This is a genomic window from Natronosalvus rutilus (assembly GCF_024204665.1).
GTDB classification, from domain to species: Archaea; Halobacteriota; Halobacteria; order Halobacteriales; family Natrialbaceae; genus Natronosalvus; species Natronosalvus rutilus.
This window is the reverse complement of sequence record NZ_CP100358.1, coordinates 1-13776: the sequence shown is the minus strand read 5'-3', so window position 1 is coordinate 13776 and position 13776 is coordinate 1. Positions and strand designations below refer to the sequence as shown.

General features: G+C 64.2%; 22 protein-coding genes. 21 read left to right on the top strand and 1 reads right to left on the bottom strand.

The genetic code is table 11. The features are described 5' to 3' along the window. Positions 1–271 precede the first annotated feature (271 nt). From NGM29_RS20720 to NGM29_RS20620, 21 genes are all read left to right on the top strand, one after another. A complete protein-coding gene (locus NGM29_RS20720; RefSeq protein WP_254161609.1) occupies positions 272–1573 on the top strand; it encodes a DNA modification methylase in 1302 nt (433 codons plus the stop codon). Next, positions 1566–2003, top strand: a complete 438-nt coding sequence (locus tag NGM29_RS20715; protein WP_254161607.1) for a hypothetical protein — start codon at positions 1566–1568, stop codon at positions 2001–2003. The genes NGM29_RS20720 and NGM29_RS20715 overlap by 8 nt, the downstream gene beginning before the upstream one ends. Continuing rightward, positions 2000–2284 (top strand): hypothetical protein, encoded by a 285-nt coding sequence (locus NGM29_RS20710; RefSeq protein WP_254161605.1) that lies wholly within the window; start codon positions 2000–2002, stop codon positions 2282–2284. The genes NGM29_RS20715 and NGM29_RS20710 overlap by 4 nt, the downstream gene beginning before the upstream one ends. Next, positions 2277–2723, top strand: a complete 447-nt coding sequence (locus NGM29_RS20705) for a hypothetical protein (protein ID WP_254161603.1) — start codon at positions 2277–2279, stop codon at positions 2721–2723. The genes NGM29_RS20710 and NGM29_RS20705 overlap by 8 nt, the downstream gene beginning before the upstream one ends. A gap of 7 nt (positions 2724–2730) precedes the next feature. Continuing rightward, a complete protein-coding gene (locus NGM29_RS20700) occupies positions 2731–3195 on the top strand; it encodes a hypothetical protein (protein WP_254161602.1) in 465 nt (154 codons plus the stop codon). After that, complete coding sequence (locus NGM29_RS20695) at positions 3192–3434, top strand: hypothetical protein (protein WP_254161600.1); 243 nt, start codon at positions 3192–3194, stop codon at positions 3432–3434. Before NGM29_RS20700 ends, NGM29_RS20695 begins: the two co-directional genes overlap by 4 nt. Then, complete coding sequence (locus tag NGM29_RS20690) at positions 3431–3850, top strand: hypothetical protein (protein WP_254161598.1); 420 nt, start codon at positions 3431–3433, stop codon at positions 3848–3850. Before NGM29_RS20695 ends, NGM29_RS20690 begins: the two co-directional genes overlap by 4 nt. Then, entirely contained in the window at positions 3847–4242 is a 396-nt protein-coding gene (locus NGM29_RS20685; protein WP_254161596.1) for a hypothetical protein, read from the top strand. The genes NGM29_RS20690 and NGM29_RS20685 overlap by 4 nt, the downstream gene beginning before the upstream one ends. After that, a complete protein-coding gene (locus tag NGM29_RS20680; protein WP_254161594.1) occupies positions 4235–4774 on the top strand; it encodes a hypothetical protein in 540 nt (179 codons plus the stop codon). Before NGM29_RS20685 ends, NGM29_RS20680 begins: the two co-directional genes overlap by 8 nt. Further along, on the top strand, positions 4767–5021 hold the full coding sequence (locus NGM29_RS20675) for a hypothetical protein (RefSeq protein ID WP_254161592.1): 255 nt from the start codon (positions 4767–4769) through the stop codon (positions 5019–5021). Before NGM29_RS20680 ends, NGM29_RS20675 begins: the two co-directional genes overlap by 8 nt. A 112-nt stretch (positions 5022–5133) precedes the next feature. Then, the gene (locus NGM29_RS20670; RefSeq protein WP_254161590.1) at positions 5134–5463 is read left to right on the top strand and encodes a hypothetical protein; all 330 of its coding nucleotides are present in this window, start codon (positions 5134–5136) and stop codon (positions 5461–5463) included. Continuing rightward, the gene (locus NGM29_RS20665) at positions 5456–5923 is read left to right on the top strand and encodes a hypothetical protein (RefSeq protein WP_254161588.1); all 468 of its coding nucleotides are present in this window, start codon (positions 5456–5458) and stop codon (positions 5921–5923) included. The genes NGM29_RS20670 and NGM29_RS20665 overlap by 8 nt, the downstream gene beginning before the upstream one ends. A 48-nt stretch (positions 5924–5971) precedes the next feature. After that, the gene (locus NGM29_RS20660) at positions 5972–6352 is read left to right on the top strand and encodes a ribbon-helix-helix domain-containing protein (protein WP_254161586.1); all 381 of its coding nucleotides are present in this window, start codon (positions 5972–5974) and stop codon (positions 6350–6352) included. Next, on the top strand, positions 6349–7974 hold the full coding sequence (locus tag NGM29_RS20655) for a hypothetical protein (protein ID WP_254161584.1): 1626 nt from the start codon (positions 6349–6351) through the stop codon (positions 7972–7974). The genes NGM29_RS20660 and NGM29_RS20655 overlap by 4 nt, the downstream gene beginning before the upstream one ends. Further along, a complete protein-coding gene (locus NGM29_RS20650) occupies positions 7971–8147 on the top strand; it encodes a hypothetical protein (RefSeq protein WP_254161582.1) in 177 nt (58 codons plus the stop codon). The genes NGM29_RS20655 and NGM29_RS20650 overlap by 4 nt, the downstream gene beginning before the upstream one ends. Then, a complete protein-coding gene (locus NGM29_RS20645; RefSeq protein WP_254161580.1) occupies positions 8144–8722 on the top strand; it encodes a hypothetical protein in 579 nt (192 codons plus the stop codon). Before NGM29_RS20650 ends, NGM29_RS20645 begins: the two co-directional genes overlap by 4 nt. Then, the gene (locus NGM29_RS20640) at positions 8673–8990 is read left to right on the top strand and encodes a DUF7331 family protein (protein WP_254161578.1); all 318 of its coding nucleotides are present in this window, start codon (positions 8673–8675) and stop codon (positions 8988–8990) included. Before NGM29_RS20645 ends, NGM29_RS20640 begins: the two co-directional genes overlap by 50 nt. Before the next feature lie 48 nt (positions 8991–9038). After that, positions 9039–11477 (top strand): structural protein, encoded by a 2439-nt coding sequence (locus NGM29_RS20635; RefSeq protein WP_254161576.1) that lies wholly within the window; start codon positions 9039–9041, stop codon positions 11475–11477. A gap of 2 nt (positions 11478–11479) precedes the next feature. Further along, a complete protein-coding gene (locus NGM29_RS20630; RefSeq protein ID WP_254161574.1) occupies positions 11480–12166 on the top strand; it encodes a hypothetical protein in 687 nt (228 codons plus the stop codon). A 770-nt stretch (positions 12167–12936) separates the two neighbouring features. After that, on the top strand, positions 12937–13212 hold the full coding sequence (locus tag NGM29_RS20625) for a hypothetical protein (RefSeq protein WP_254161572.1): 276 nt from the start codon (positions 12937–12939) through the stop codon (positions 13210–13212). A 66-nt stretch (positions 13213–13278) separates the two neighbouring features. After that, on the top strand, positions 13279–13530 hold the full coding sequence (locus NGM29_RS20620) for a hypothetical protein (protein ID WP_254161570.1): 252 nt from the start codon (positions 13279–13281) through the stop codon (positions 13528–13530). Between the two features lies 1 nt (position 13531). Here NGM29_RS20620 and NGM29_RS20615 read toward each other — a convergent pair whose 3' ends face one another. Next, positions 13532–13744, bottom strand: coding sequence for a hypothetical protein (locus NGM29_RS20615; protein WP_254161568.1), 213 nt, complete (start codon positions 13742–13744; stop codon positions 13532–13534). Positions 13745–13776 lie beyond the last annotated feature (32 nt).

Below are 13776 nucleotides of genomic sequence, written 5' to 3'. Positions count from 1 at the left end.
CGCTCCCCCCATCAACGGAGATACCTTTTTCTGTAGGCTCTCATATCTGTAGGGTAAGGTGTGTGTTTGACTCGTCAGGTAAGACGGCTTACCTCCGACGACGATAGAAGGGAGGTTACAACGGCACCCCGACGCCGTCCGTCGGTTTCGAGGCCGGATTTGTGCCTTCACGCGCACACCCGCGAGGCCAGCAACACATGAACGCGATACCAACTGACCGTACTGACACCGGCCGTCCCGGCCCGGACTCCACGCGGGGTGATCCGGGGCCGTGAAGCTAACCGATCTACCCGGCCCGGACTGGGAGGGCTTCGAGACCGCTGTCGGTGACCTCCACGTCGACGGCGACAACCCGAACGAAATGGACGACGAAATGTTCACCGAGCTGGTGAACAACATCCGCAAGTACGGATGGGTCGGCCCGCCAATCCTGGCTGACGCTGACGGGCTCATTTCCGATGGCGAACACCGCCTCAAGGCTGCAGACGAGATCGGGCTCGAGGAGGTCCCCGTCCTGGGCGAGGATCTTTCCGAGGCCGACCGCCGGATGCTCCGGCTGAAGATGAACAAGATCCACGGCGAGCACGAGGACAAGGCTGACGCCCTCGAGTACGACTGGCTCGTCGAGAACGGCCGGCGTGACGAGGTCCTGGACATGCTCGATGCCCGGGATGAGAGCCTCGACGAGTACCTGGACATGATCCGGGTGACGCCCACGCGGGATAACCCTCCGACCCCGCCTCCCCAGCCGGAGGTGTTCAACGAGGACTGCGTCGATGGGATGGCTGATCGCCTCGAGGACGACGAGGTCGACCTGATCGTCACCGACCCGCCCTACGGAGTCAACATCGATATCTCCGACAGCATGGGCCGGGTGAAGGAGACCCAACACCTCGGGACCGTCGCGAACGATCACGACGAGGAGGAAGCCCTCGAGCTATGGGACGACGTCATGACCGAGCTCGACCGGGTTGCCTCAACCCAGGCGCACCTGTACTGCTTCGCCTCCTGGAAAACAGCCGGCCCCTTCCGCGACGTGATCGAGGCCCACGGCTGGCAGGTCCAGAACTACCTGGTCTGGGTCAAGAAGGACGCCTCACAGATCGCGGCCTTCGGCACCGGCTCCAAACCGAAGTGGGGCTACAAACACGAGTTCATCCTCTTTGCAGTCAGGGACGGGGCCCGCCCGCTCGATGGCTACCCGGATGACGTCCTCGAGTACACCGAGGCCCGCTGGTCTGACGTCGAAGACCAGGAGACCATCCACCCGACGCAGAAGCCCGTCGCGCTGCTCGAGGAGCTGATCGAACGTTCGAGTGAGCGGGGCGACCTCGTGATCGACCCGTTCGGCGGCTCCGGCGCGACCGGCGAGGCCGCGGTCAAGCTCGGCCGCGAGACCCGCCTCTGGGAGCTCGAGGAAGCGTACATCCCGGTGATCGAACGCCGTATCCACACCGCCAAACGACAGCGAGACTCCCCGCAGAACGCTGACGTCGACGGCAACGCTGACGGCGACGGGGACGCCGAGGGCGATGGCGAGGCTCCAGACGAGGAGGTCCCGGCCGATGCATGAGCTCGTGATCGGCCTGGTCGGGGGCGCGGGGCTCACGGCCGGCATCGGTTACCTGGCGTACCTCCTGGTGACCAGCCGGCCCGACCCGGACGCTACCGCTGACGCTGACGCCGTCGACGATGAGGGCGAGGCAGACCGCGAGCCCATCGAGTTCGCCGAGGTGTGTCTGGCGGCGGCCCGGGCGAAGTCCCGTCGCGATCAGGGCATCCACCAGGAGACCGACCTCGAGTTCGTCGAGGGCGTCGACGCCGTCCTGGGTGAGCTCCTCGCGATGGACCGGGGTGACGACCCGCTCGAGTTGCAACTGGCGTTCCTGGTCGGCGGTGAGGACCTCGACTTCGACGTCGACGAGGTGGGCCGCGAGGACCTCAAAGACCTGGCGGGCGTGATCTACCAGCACGTCGGTGACGATCTACGGAGGAAGCTATGACCTGCCGGGGGTGTGGGCACGCGGTGACGCTCATCGACGGCCACTTCTGTGGTCACTGCTCGGGCCAGATCTCCCGGGCTGTCAGCGAGGCCCTCGAGGAGACCGATGCCGTCGACGGCGACGTCCACGACGTCACGATGGCGAAAGACGGGCTGCTGTACATCCGAGTCGACGTCACCGACGAGGCCGGCGATGGCGAGGGTGAGGCCGACACCGATGCCGACGCCGACGCCGGCGGCGGGACCAAGATCGAGATCGAGGAGGTGTCGCCCGATGGCTAAGTACCGCGACTCCGTCCTGACGAAGGGCTCCTACCGGGCGAGCCCATCCTCGGCCGCGCTCCCGGCGGTCCAGTTCCCGCGAGGGGTGACCGTGATCGAGGGGGCGAACGAGCTCGAGTTTCACTGGCCCGACGAGGAGTCCGGGGGCCTTCACCTCGAGGACGTCACGCAGATCGCGAGCGACCGCCGTCCGCTGACGGGCGTGATGCTCCGGCGTGAGGATCAGTCCGGCGTGAGCGGGACGGGCGTCGTCGCTGACTTCGCCCAGTTCCCCTCCGGCCGGGTGGTGATCGAGTGGCGTAACGACGAGAACGAGAACCTGCAGTTCACTGACACCGGCATCGACATCCGACCGCGAATGGAGGTCGCGGTGGCCATCCACGGTCACGGCGGCCGCACCGAGTTCATCTACGACAACGGAAAGGTAGCAGATCACTAACACAACCATGAGAGACGAACTAAGAGCACGGCGCGAGGAGACCTGGCGGCTCCTCGTCGAAATGGGTATCGGGTACAGCGATGCAGTCGCCCGTATCGCCGAGAACTTCGATTGTAACGAGAGCACCGTGAAGACAGACATTTCCCGGATGGAGACCTGGATAGGCGAACTGGACGTCGCCTACTACTCCGGGGTGAGCCGGCTGCGCGAGCTCCGTCAGCAGCGACAGCGGCTCAACCAGATGGCCCTCGAGGCCCGTCAACAGGAGGACCTCACGACCGAGAAGTCCGTCCGGCAGGAGATCAGGCAGAACCTCGAGTCGGACATGCGGATGAGTCAGCGCCTCGGGCTCACGAACGAGGAACCGCAACAGTTCGAGCTCGCCCAGGGCCTGGAGCCCGAGGACGAGGAGCTCCTGGACGAGTTCTGTGGCGTCGAAGGTGAGGCCGTCAGCCTGGAGGAAATGGCATGAGCGACACCGGCCGCGATCACGTCGACAGCAAGCCCCTCCAGGAGACGCTCCTCGAGGCGGTTCGAGGGCTCGATGCCGAGACGCCCGGCAACGGTGTGTACGTCGACGAGGTGATCGGCGAGGTGAAAGCCGAGACGGGCTACACCACACCCGACGTCCTCGACGCCCTGTCCGCGCTGTACCGGCAGGGTGAGGTGTACCAGCCGAGGCCCTGGCATGCGAAGGTGACCGACCAATGATGGGTGGGGAGGAAGGACCCTCGGGAGTAGCATCGGGGAGCGAGAACCCGCTGACCCTCTCCCGAGAGGAGCTGATCGCGGCGCTGACCGGCAGCGGCGGGTACATCGCCTTCGTGTACATCGGCTGGGGGTGGGCGCAGTTCGTCGCCTGGCGGCCCGAGACCGATCAGTTCGAGGTGGTGACGTCCTACCGGCGGCCGACGCTCAAAGACGGGCTGGTCGTGATCGAGGACCGGACCCGCGATCACTACGCGATGGATGAGGCCGGCCTTCGAGACTGGCTGCCCGAGAACCCGTCAGCACCGCCCGAGGCTGATCTCCATCCGATCAACTACGAGGATACGCCGTTCCCTGACGCCGGCGTTCCCGAGGAGACCTGGAAGCCAGGGACGGACCGAGTCGGGGTGGTGGGGTGAACCAGTTGGCCCGCCCGCCCGAATCCTACCCGGAGGACATCCGGGACGCGTTCGAGTACTGCGAGGACTGCGAGAAGGTCGTGGTCAGCGTCGGCCAGCACACCTGCCCGACGGGAACCGCGGGCGGGCGGAAGTCAGCCTCCGACCGGACCCGCCTCGCGAAGCTGGACGGCCGGCCACTGGACAGCGACGTCCTGTACCCGGAGGGGCGCTCGGAGAACAACGCCTGGGCCTACCACGAGCTCGACGAGAGCGGCGACCCGCTCCACGACGTCGATCACGATGCCGGTCACCAGATCAGCAGCCGGTCGGAGGCCATCGAGAAGGGCTGTTACCCCTGCGGTATGTGCCGGCTGATCCAGGACCGGCGAGGGGGTGAGGACGATGGGTGATCGCGAGGAGCGGGTGTTCGTCCGTATGTTCCAGGAGACTCCTCACTGGTGGGCGCAGCGGGCGGCCGCTTCCGGCTCCGGCGGCGACGGCGATCTCCCGGACGTCACCTTCGCCCAGGAGGGCATCGCGTTCGCCGGCGAGGAGAAGACGACGAGCGAGCCGTACATCTACGTCCAGGAGGACGAGCTCGAGGCGCTGCGGGCCTACGCTGACGCCTACGGGATGGAGACCATCCTGATCGGCCGCTTCAAAGGCGAGCGGGCGTTCTACGTCTGGAATCCCGAGGACATGGAGCGGACGAACGCGGGGACCTACCGGGGCTCGCCCGGTGACGAGAAGTGGGCCGCGAAGATCGCCGAGCCCGACGGGTCGGCCGAGGGGGTCTACCCGGAGGACCTGACGGCCTTCGCGCTGTACCACTCGGTCAACGGCAGGCTCGGGAAGGGGATGGTTGAGGCCCCGAAACCGGACCCGGCCGCAATGTGGGGCTCGGATCAAGACCAGGATCAGGGGGGAGAGGCCGATGGCTGATACCGTCTCCGTCAGCCTCACCCACGAGGATCACATCGAGAACTTCGAGAACGCCATCGCGGCTGTCGAGAAGGAGCTCGGCGGGACCCTCAAGACCAGCCGGGGCCGGCCGACCGAGGACGAGCTCACGGCGGGCGAGATCGTCAACGAACTGGCGAGGTCGTACACCGGCTTCGACGTCGCTGACGAGCGAGAGAATGACGAAACCGGCGAAACCGGAGAGAACGAGGGGTCTGGAAGCCGATGAAGGGAGTCTTACCCCGGGGGTTGACACACCGAGACCGGTTGTTCTGGCTCCAGATCCTGCTCATCCTCACCTTACTCGGTGGCTGGGCACTAATAGCACTCATACTGACACCATGACCTTCGAAGAAATCACGGACCTGATGGTCGAACCGCAGGATGAAGACGACGTCGAAGCGTTCGCTGAATACCTCCACGAGCAGTACGAGGAGGCCGCGGCTGACGCCGGCTGGCAGACCCAAGACGGGACGTCCGTCCCGTTCGACGAACTCCCCGAGGAGAACCGGGAGACGATGCTCGGGCTCGCCCGGCGGGTGAGCCGTCGCTTCCTGGTCGTCGATCTGGACGATGGCGCGGTCGGACTGAAAGAGGACGAGGACCTCGAGCCGGACTTCGACTACGAGGCCGGCGATGGGGGCGACGACGAGGAGGGGGCCGATGGGTGAGCAGGCGGCACAACGGAAGGCGGCCGAGGGCGAAGCGATAATCGACCAACTCGGTGGCGTCCCGGTCACCTACGCCCTGGCGTGTGAGCTCCCCGGCGCTCACGGCGAGCCGCTGTCCAGCCTCGAGCGGATCTGGTACGACCGGTTCGAGGAGGAGGGCCACGATTGGGTGGTGATCCTCAACGGCTACGATCACGTCCGCCAGATCACGTCCGTCGACACGGCCCTCGAGGGCGGGGCGGCGCTGATCGTCTGCGACAACACCGTCCTGTGCAAGCTGACGCCCATCGGCCTGCTCCCGTTCGGTGACCCGGAGACGGGGGAGACGATGGTCGCGGGTGAGGACGGCGAGGCCGTCGTGAACTGGCGGTGGGAGCTCCTGTGGGCGCTCCACGCCCGGCTGACGGAAAAAGGGAAAGACCTGCCCCCCTTACACGAGATAATGAGTAAAAATGCATGATGGGTCAGGTAACGAACCATACGCAACGCAGACGGGGGTAACAGGCAGATGAGCGGGCGCGGGTATCGAGATCGGGCCCTCGAACTGTACGGCGAGCAGTGCCTTCACTGTGGGTCGACCGATCAGGTGAAGGTCCACCACATGGACGGCGATCACGATCACGACCGGCGGGACAACTGGGTCCCACTGTGCCAGGGCTGTCACGTCTCCCTTCACCGCGGGGCTCCTCCGTACACCATCTGGTTCGCCCTGGGTCAGCCGGTGATCGAGGCGCTCGACGAGCTCACGAAGGCGCGGGGCTACCGGTCCAGGTCGGAGACGGTCGCCCGCCTCCTCCAGGACGCCGGCGGCGACCTCGAGGCGGACACGTGGGCGCTGCTCGCCTCTCATAACGACGGGCTGTACGACCGGGGTGACGGCGGCCGATGAGTGCGGGCGCTGACGACGGGGCGCTGGAGAAGTCCCAGCGGCTGATCGAGCTGGCGAAGGAGAACCCGCTGGCCCGCCCGACGCTGTCGTCCATCGCGTTGCACGACTTCGAGTACATGACGCCGCGGTATCTCCGCTCGCTGATGGCGGAGGTGTACCGGGCGCTCGAGGATCACCCGGGCCAGCCGAAGCGAATGTGCAAGCTGTACCCGCGTGACCACGCCAAATCGGAGACGGGCTCGCACATCGTCCCCTCCTGGAAGGCGCTGGCGAATCCGAACGTCCGCGTTCTCATCCTGATGGAGTCGGAGTCGAAGGCGAAGGAGAAGCTCAACCAGTGCCGGAAGACGATCAACAAGTGGGGGCCGCGCTTCGGCCGGCAGATCGACAAGGACTCCGCGACTGACCTCACGCTGCGGCGGACGGCGAACCACGCCGAGCCCACCATCGCTGCCCGGGGTATGGACAGCAAGATCACGGGCGGCCACTACGACCTGCTGATTTTCGACGACATCGTCTCCTGGCCGACGCAACGGACGGAGACCCAGCGGCAAAAGCGATGGTCGCAGTTCCAGGACTACTCCCAGAACCTGGGGGCGGCCGGGGACAGCGTTTACCTCGTGTTAGGGACCCGGAAGCACCCAGAGGATCTTTACTCGAAGCTGATCCACTCGCCCAACTGGAACGTCGAAGTCAAGCAGGCGATCAGCGACTACAGCGTGATCGAGAACGGCGAGTTCACCGTCACGACTGACGCCGGCAACACCTACAGCGGGGCCGAGCTCTCGCAGATCGACGCCCAGCGTGAGACCATCCTGGATATCGATGCCCATCGCGAGGTCGACGTCCTGTGGCCCGAGCGGTGGTCGCTCGAGAACCTGATCGACAAGCTGCTGACGGAGGTACAAAGCGAGGACGGCTCCGCGCTGGTGTTCAAGCGTGAGAACCAGAACGACCCGCGGGCCCTCGAGGGGCAGGTCCTCAACGCCGACCAACTCGTGTTCGAGCCACGGTCTGCCCTCCCCGATCAGGGGGTCAGGTTCGTCGCCGGCGTCGACGTCGGCATCGAGGACGACCCGGAGAAGGCGGCGGTGGGCGACAGCGACTGGTGGTCGGTCGCGGTGTACGGCGATCACCCGCCATCGAGTACGACCTTCCTCGTCGAGCTCGAGCGCAAGCGCGGCATCACGATGAGCCGGGCGATCTCCTGGATCAGCCGGGTAGTCAGCGACGTCGAGGGTACCTTCGGCCATCCGGTCTCCCGGATCAACGTTGAGGGTAACCAGGCCCAGCGGTGGCTCGTCCAGGAGGCCCGCGACAAGGACCTCCGGTTCCAGACGACGACCTCGAGCGGCTCGAAGGAGGAGCGTATCATTTCGATGGCCGGCCGGTTCGAGAGTGGCCGGGTACGGATTATCGACGACACGCTTTCGAAGGCCACGCCCGTCGACGAGCGGGCCGAGCGGGCGGGCGCGAAGTGGCAGTCGTTCATCGACGAGTGGGTGGGCTTCCCGACGGGGAAACACGACGACCGCCTGGACTCCTGCGAGATCGGTCTGCGCGGGATCAGCACCGAGAACGTGACCGACAGCGACTACGACATGAGCGATCTGCCAACATGACCGACTACAACAGCGACACCGAGAGCGACCTCGCGGACGCACCAGCCGAATGCCCGGCGTGTGCGTTCACCGACCTGAAGCGATACGCGAGCCTGGGGATCTACGCCGAGCGATGGAGCTGCCCGGCGTGTGACCGGCGGGGACACCGACTGAAAGCGGAGCTGAAACCATGAACTACGAGACACCTCACGACGACCTCGAGTGGACCGATCACCCGGACGCCCATCCCGATCTGACGCACTGCCCGAGCTGCGGCGAGCCCGTCGACGACGTCGATGGCGACCCGGGCCGGTGCGATCAGTGCGACCGCGACCTCCGGCTCCCGCGGTACGCGGTGAAGGACCAACTCTGCGTCTGCTGTAAGGTCCCGGAGGCTGACGCCGACGAGGACGTCACGTACATCCGCCTCGAGACGGGTGAGCGGGCCTGCTCGAACTGCCTGGCTGATCTGCGGTCGTTCAAGTACGAGGTGGAGGTCCAGACGTTCATGGCGGACTGGGTGACCGATGAGCATCGGGCGGCGATCAACCAGGCTCTCTTCCAGGTGGCCGACTCCTTCGAGAAGGACTACTCCTTCACGGCGAACGCGAACGCCCGCTACGGCCGGATGGAGCCGATTCCCGAGGAGGAGAAGGCGATCACCCTCGAGGCGGTGATCGGGGGCGACGTCTCGCCCGAGGACCTCCCGGACGAGGTCCGTGAGCAGATCCCGACGGACGCCGGCGCTGACGCCGACGACGCCGAGTGACGAGCGGCGGTGTTCGCCGGCGTATGCGTACAAACCATCAGGTATGGGTGCTGGTGAGGCAGACGATCAAAACGAACCAGGGCGGGAACACTGGAACGAGGCGGTGTCGGTGACCGAGACGTATGAGACCTCCGAGGACTTCCTCGTCATGTACGACTGTCGGAACCCGCTGGCCTGGATTGAGAGCTCGTATTTTGGCATCCCAATCGACAACCTCGAGCAAGTTGAGCGGGAGAAAGACGCCGATGCGGATCAGGGTGGTACTTAAACGCGACCGATCACTCCGGGCTATGGGTACAAAGGTAGGTTCAAGCGCATGAGCTCGTCACCTAATCCAGATTCGCCGGTGATGCCCCTCGGTCAGGACGGGCAGGGACGGTCAGTCCTGCTAATGCCCTACGACGAGGGGCTCGCGTCGGAGGCCGTCGGGAAAGCCCTGAACGAACAAACCGATAGTGATCCGGAGGCTAAAACGCCGGACCCGACGAGCGAGGAGGAGAACTACGACTCCCGGAAGGGGGGCCCGGTCCGCCGGTTCAACGATATCTTCACGTCCCTGGGGTCAGTCCAGATCGAGGCGCTCGGCCTGGACGGCTACGAGATCGCCCAGGCGACGACCGTGTTCCGGGACGAGACCTTCCTCAACAACTTCCCCATCCTGATCCCGCGGTTCACCGTCAAGTGCGAGGACGACGACTGCGGGGCCGAGTACGACGAGGAGATCGCCTTCTGCCTCGAGTGTGCCCGGCGTGAAATGCTCCGGGACGGGGTCTCCTCCCCACCGGCGGACCCGGCTGACGTCCCCGAGGGCTACCGCGATCACCCGGTCAGGCATCCGGACCCGGCACAGAAGCGAGAGGCCGAACGCGAGTTCGAGAGCGTCAACAAGGAGGGCCAGTCGCTTCGTGATCTGTACAAACTCTGCGAGGACGATCACAACCGCCTGGGGGTCGGCCTTCACGTCGTCAAGTGGCGGTACGTGATCGCCCAGGGTGACGTCCCGACCTACGACCCGGGCGACATGATCCACGAGGAGATCGATGAGCTCGTCAGGGGCGACCCGAAGCGTATCGTCCCGGTCGTCGACGCGAACGGGCGGGTGGGCAACTACTGGTGGGCCTGCCCGGTCCACCGCCCGCCTCACGAGGCAGCGGTGGTCGAACGCGAGCCGGGCCACTGTGAAGTCTGCAACTCCCGGCTTCGGGAGGTGTACTTCGTCGAGAAAGAGAGCGGCGCGGCCACCGTCCGGAAGCCGACGAAGTACTACTTCAACGAGGAGATCGTCACCTGGGCGTTCTGGTATCCGCGGCTCAACGGACTGGACGGACTCTCGCCTACCCATCACGTCTGGCTGAAGCAGGCCATCCTCCACTGGATGGACGTCTACGCCTCGGCGTTCTACGACCCCTCGAGCGACCGGTATCCAAACAAGTTCATGGTCGTCCACACGACGAACCCGGACACCTGGGAGCGGAACTTCAAGAAGGCCGAGTCTGACGCGAAGGAGAACCCCTACAGCGAGCAGATCATGATGAACGAGTACTCCGGCGAGAGTCAGTCGACGCCGGAGGTCCAGGTGATCGACCTGATGAACGACGAGTTGCTCGGCCAGGACGATCAGATGAAAAAGCGGTTCAAGTCTGACATCCGGCAGAACTGGCGGGTAACGGACGTGTTCGACTCCGAGCTCGAGGACGCCGGCGGGCTCAACAACGAGGGCCTGCAACTCGAGGTGACCGAGCGGGGGGTTGCCTCGAGGCATCACGACCTATCGACGGGGCCGCTGGACGAGCTCGCGAAGCTGATGGGGCTGACCGACTACCGGATGGCGTTCGTCCCCGAGCAGGACGAGGACACCGACGAACGGCAGGCGAAGATCGACCTGGGTCAGGCCGCTGCTGACGCCGGCCTGGACGCCCGCCTCGAGGACGGCGAGGTCGACATCGCTGATGGCGACTTCGAGGAGTCGGCCGACGCCGAGGCCGGCGGGGGCGGCTTCTTCAGCGAGGACGCAGACGGCGAGGTTCCCGACGCTGACGACCCGGAGGCCGGGGGTGATCCGGAGGCCACCCTGGGAAATTTTAGCAGCCGTGAGCTCGAGCGGCTCACGGAGAAGCTCGACGAGGGCTTCGAACACATCGTGTGGGCTGACGAGGATACGAAGGCGGACCCGTTCTGGGACGCCGACGATCAGGTCCCCGAGTTCGTCCAGGACGCCATCGAGGCGGTGATCGACCGCGGGGACGCAATCTTCGATGGCATCCAGTCACTGACGTCGGGCCAGGAACGGAAGCTCGAGGACTTCTTCCGGGAGAAGCTGACGCAACCGGAAGGGTGGAGCCTCGGGAGCATCGCCGAGGACCTCCAGGACCGGTTCGACCTCGATCAGGAAGTGGCTGACACCATCGGGCGGACGGAGTCGGCGCGGGTGCTCAACAAGACCCGCGAGGAGGCGTACAAACAACAGGGCGACGTCGACGGCCGGAAGTTCAAGTGGACCGGCCCGTCAGATCACCGCGAGACCGACGCCTGCGCCTGGGTGAAAGAGCAGACGAAAGGCGGGGTGAGCCTCGAGCGGATGCACGATATCCTCGAGGAAGCGAGTGCCAAGTTCTTCCCGAACCTGAAGTACGGCGGAGATCTCGTCCTGCATCCGAACGAGCGACACACCATGATCGAGACGTTCAAAGCCGAGTTCGGCGAGGCTCCCGGGCCCGCTGCGGTCCAGGGGACCTTCCAGGAGGTGAGTGCCTAACCATGTCAGAAGAAACAGTGGCGGACGCGTGGTACAGTTTCATGAAAGAGAAGTGGTCGAAACTTCGGGGCGACCCGGATCAGAAGGGTGAAGCCTACGATCAGTGCGTCCGCCAGGTGATGGAGGACGGTCACGGTGAGCAGTCGGCTCACGCGATCTGCACCGCGTCGGTGAAAGCCGAGCTCGATGAGAGTGAGCGAGACCAGGCCATCGAGATCGCGAAGTCCCTGGCCGGCGAGGACGAACCGGTCGGTGATTCGTTCGCCTCGCTGCTCGAGTTCGCCGGCTACGAGGTCGGCGGTGAGGAGGACGAGGGCGAGGGTGAAGGCGAGGGTGCGGATCAGAAGGAGGAAGGCGACGGCTACGGGGTGGACGTGTTCCAGGTGATCGCGAACCCGGACGACGAGACCGAGTACAACGGTGACGTCCTGGGCATCGGTGTCGACTTCCCCGAGCACGACGTCTACGTGGACTGGCGGCGTGAGGCGTTCCCGGAGCCGCTGGAGGACCCGCACGTCTCGATCTACGGGAGCATCGAGGACCTGCAGCAAGCGACCGGGAACGTGATCGAGCCCATCGAGGCCCACCGGCTTCCCGTCGACGGCGATGCTGGCGCTGACGTCGACGAGGAGGGTAGGGGTGAGGGCGACGGCGAGGGCGATCACGAGGGAGCTGACGACGCCGAGTGAGCGAGCCGGCGAGAACGTCTCGTGGATCACCTTACGGATACGTTCTTCTACCCGAAATCGGGGGGTTACGTGTTTAGATAACTGATCTACTCCCGAGTCGTATCCCTGTGGTAAGCTGTCAGACCTGATCGGTCACTGGAGCCCGCCACACTCGGCCCATAAATCCCATAACGCGATATGGACTATGGCCCCCGCGATGGCATCCGCTACCGCTGGCGCGGGCACGGGATGAGCATAGTTACTGGCTGCGACGAAGATTGGTTACGGTTCGCCCTTCGGCACCGAATTCCCGGAGGACACGTAATCTCCCACTGTCGAGTTCCTCGAGGATCAGGCTCCCTCCGCGGGGACCATCGCAGAAGGCCCGGTGTACAACAGTAAACGTCTCGTGATCGTCGTACACACTCATTTCCATATCTTTCACCACAACCGGCACGGCTCGGTCATTAAATAAGATGCACGCACCAAGTGTCAACTTAGATAATGAGTTTACTTTTTTTGCAATTTCCACTGACATATGACACCTTCTTATCGAAATATTTGCCGGGAGCAGATAACAATTGTCCCTTAATCGTCACGTAATGCTAACAATTAAAATAATATAGAAGTATCGATTCCACACCATAATCTGCACATCATTTTTGTGGTCGATGGGTTCATACTGGCCGCTATCCAGCCGATAGAGAGCCGGGGAATCCGATGCCGTTTTACTACGTGTTCATCCCATGTCTGCGACAACTCTTATTACCGCTACAGGTTGATTGAATAGTATGGCTATGACCCAGGAAGATCGAGACCGCACCGACCTCCCAGATGCAAAGCTCCGGTTCGACGCTGGAGACCACGAGGACTTCCTGGTGAAGGCAATTATGACTCTCCGGGGCCTGCTCGGGATCATCCTGCTCGTTATGCTGTTGCCCTGGACGCTTGTCACCGCCAACTCCATCTTCCTCGAGACCCGATCAGTGCTGTACCTCGGTCACTGGGTACCAGTGATGCTCGCGATTGTCGCAGCCGTGTACCTCCTCGGGAAGCTGTACGAGTAACCTGGCTGGTGAAATTAACGCACAATCGCGACAACCCTTAAATATTTGAGTAGACGAACACCAAGTATGGCTATGAGTCAACCCGGCCCGAGGCTCCGATTCGATGCTGGAAGGCACGAGGAGTCCGTGATCGGGCTGATCGTCCTGGTCCAGATCACCCTCGCGGCCGTCCTATTCTTCCTGCTTCTGGTATGGGCGCACCTCATTATCGGTGCCCTCATGCGCCCTCCCACGGACTGGACGGGCGCATTCGTCCATCTTGGTTTCCTGGCCGTAATGGGCCTGGTCGTGTACCTCCTGGGACAACTGTACGAGTAGTTTACTCCGGGAGGGCCTGACGGACCAGGAAGTTGATCGCGGCGTTTCGACTCATCCCGTGAGCCTCGGCGAAGTCGTCGACGTCCTCGACGAGGTCCGTCGGCATCCGTTGTGTGAGCTGGTCCCGGCCGTCGGGCTGATCGCCGTCCTGGTCTGGCTCGGTTTCGGACTGCTTCTTCCGTTCGGCTTCTTCGGTGATCTTTCGTCGTCCCATGTTAGATGGCGGTCTGACCGTATTCTGATTGC

What these genes read in the sequence shown, in the direction of transcription:
- NGM29_RS20695 (WP_254161600.1), top strand. Translation starts at nt 3,192, where the DNA reads ATGAGCGACACCGGCCGCGATCACGTCGACAGCAAGCCCCTCCAGGAG.
- NGM29_RS20675 (WP_254161592.1), top strand. Translation starts at nt 4,767, where the DNA reads ATGGCTGATACCGTCTCCGTCAGCCTCACCCACGAGGATCACATCGAG.
- NGM29_RS20710 (WP_254161605.1), top strand. Translation starts at nt 2,000, where the DNA reads ATGACCTGCCGGGGGTGTGGGCACGCGGTGACGCTCATCGACGGCCAC.
- NGM29_RS20650 (WP_254161582.1), top strand. Translation starts at nt 7,971, where the DNA reads ATGACCGACTACAACAGCGACACCGAGAGCGACCTCGCGGACGCACCA.
- NGM29_RS20680 (WP_254161594.1), top strand. Translation starts at nt 4,235, where the DNA reads ATGGGTGATCGCGAGGAGCGGGTGTTCGTCCGTATGTTCCAGGAGACT.
- NGM29_RS20645 (WP_254161580.1), top strand. Translation starts at nt 8,144, where the DNA reads ATGAACTACGAGACACCTCACGACGACCTCGAGTGGACCGATCACCCG.
- NGM29_RS20620 (WP_254161570.1), top strand. Translation starts at nt 13,279, where the DNA reads ATGGCTATGAGTCAACCCGGCCCGAGGCTCCGATTCGATGCTGGAAGG.
- NGM29_RS20665 (WP_254161588.1), top strand. Translation starts at nt 5,456, where the DNA reads ATGGGTGAGCAGGCGGCACAACGGAAGGCGGCCGAGGGCGAAGCGATA.
- NGM29_RS20715 (WP_254161607.1), top strand. Translation starts at nt 1,566, where the DNA reads ATGCATGAGCTCGTGATCGGCCTGGTCGGGGGCGCGGGGCTCACGGCC.
- NGM29_RS20670 (WP_254161590.1), top strand. Translation starts at nt 5,134, where the DNA reads ATGACCTTCGAAGAAATCACGGACCTGATGGTCGAACCGCAGGATGAA.
- NGM29_RS20690 (WP_254161598.1), top strand. Translation starts at nt 3,431, where the DNA reads ATGATGGGTGGGGAGGAAGGACCCTCGGGAGTAGCATCGGGGAGCGAG.
- NGM29_RS20630 (WP_254161574.1), top strand. Translation starts at nt 11,480, where the DNA reads ATGTCAGAAGAAACAGTGGCGGACGCGTGGTACAGTTTCATGAAAGAG.
- NGM29_RS20700 (WP_254161602.1), top strand. Translation starts at nt 2,731, where the DNA reads ATGAGAGACGAACTAAGAGCACGGCGCGAGGAGACCTGGCGGCTCCTC.
- NGM29_RS20655 (WP_254161584.1), top strand. Translation starts at nt 6,349, where the DNA reads ATGAGTGCGGGCGCTGACGACGGGGCGCTGGAGAAGTCCCAGCGGCTG.
- NGM29_RS20635 (WP_254161576.1), top strand. Translation starts at nt 9,039, where the DNA reads ATGAGCTCGTCACCTAATCCAGATTCGCCGGTGATGCCCCTCGGTCAG.
- NGM29_RS20660 (WP_254161586.1), top strand. Translation starts at nt 5,972, where the DNA reads ATGAGCGGGCGCGGGTATCGAGATCGGGCCCTCGAACTGTACGGCGAG.
- NGM29_RS20625 (WP_254161572.1), top strand. Translation starts at nt 12,937, where the DNA reads ATGGCTATGACCCAGGAAGATCGAGACCGCACCGACCTCCCAGATGCA.
- NGM29_RS20615 (WP_254161568.1), bottom strand. Translation starts at nt 13,744, where the DNA reads ATGGGACGACGAAAGATCACCGAAGAAGCCGAACGGAAGAAGCAGTCC.
- NGM29_RS20705 (WP_254161603.1), top strand. Translation starts at nt 2,277, where the DNA reads ATGGCTAAGTACCGCGACTCCGTCCTGACGAAGGGCTCCTACCGGGCG.